An 857-nucleotide genomic window follows, 5' to 3' on the forward strand; every position below is an offset into this window, starting at 1 on the left:
CCTGTCTTGTGGTTGTGCCAGATCGCGGCGGCCATTGCGAGGATGCGCTGGGCGACGCGGACGGCGACGCCTTCGAAGGTTCGGCCGCCGTGTCGTTCCAGGTCAAGCTGGCCTTTGAGGGTGTCGTTGACCGATTCGATCAGCTGTCGTACCGACTTCAGGAGGCTCTCGCCTTTGCGCTTCTTCTCGCGCTTGAACGACGGACGCAGCAGCTCCGCTCCCCGGAAGGCCAGATCCGCCTCGAACTCCTTCGAGGCAAAGCCCTTGTCCGCGATGACCAGCAGGCCCGTCCGGTCCGTGGCCAGGGTCGGTTCGCAGTCCAGCATCGCCGTCATCACCTCCCGTTCGTCGATCTTCGGGTTCGCCAGCGCCCACAGGATGGGCATCCCGGTCGGGGTGCACACCAGGAATAGACGCAGGCCCCAGAAGAACCGGGAGTGCGAGGCGCAGTACCCGTATCCGGCCCAGCCGGCCATATCCGACCGCTTCACCGTCGGACGCGAACGGCCGCACTCGACCGGAGTGGAGTCGATGATCCAGTGGTTGTCGAACCAGAAGTCCGTGTCGACGGCCAGTAGCCGTATCGCCTTCTTGACCAGCGGCAACGCGGCCCTCAGCCGCTTGTTCCAGCCCGGCTGCCCGGGCACGTACGGGAACATCGCTCCCAGCCGGGAGTCCACGAACCGCAGCCAGCGCGACTCCGAGGTAAAACCCAGCAGAGCCTGCGCGACGGCAAGGGTGACCAGCTCGGAATCCGTCAGGCGCGGCGGTCGGCCAAGCCATCGAGTATCTCCGATCTCGTCGTCGATCTTCACGTACAGTGCCGTCAGCAGGGCGTCCAGGTTGTTCGTCACACA

General features: G+C 65.2%; 1 protein-coding gene. It reads right to left on the minus strand.

Features of this window, described 5'->3' with window-relative positions; translation table 11 throughout:
* A partial coding sequence (locus NBG84_RS40315) for an IS982 family transposase (RefSeq protein WP_250924719.1) occupies window positions 1–854 on the minus strand: 854 nt, incomplete at its 3' end.
* Between the last annotated feature and the right edge of the window lie 3 nt (window positions 855–857).

The organism is Streptomyces albipurpureus (assembly GCF_023701525.1).
In the GTDB taxonomy this organism is placed as follows: Bacteria; Actinomycetota; Actinomycetes; order Streptomycetales; family Streptomycetaceae; genus Streptomyces; species Streptomyces albipurpureus.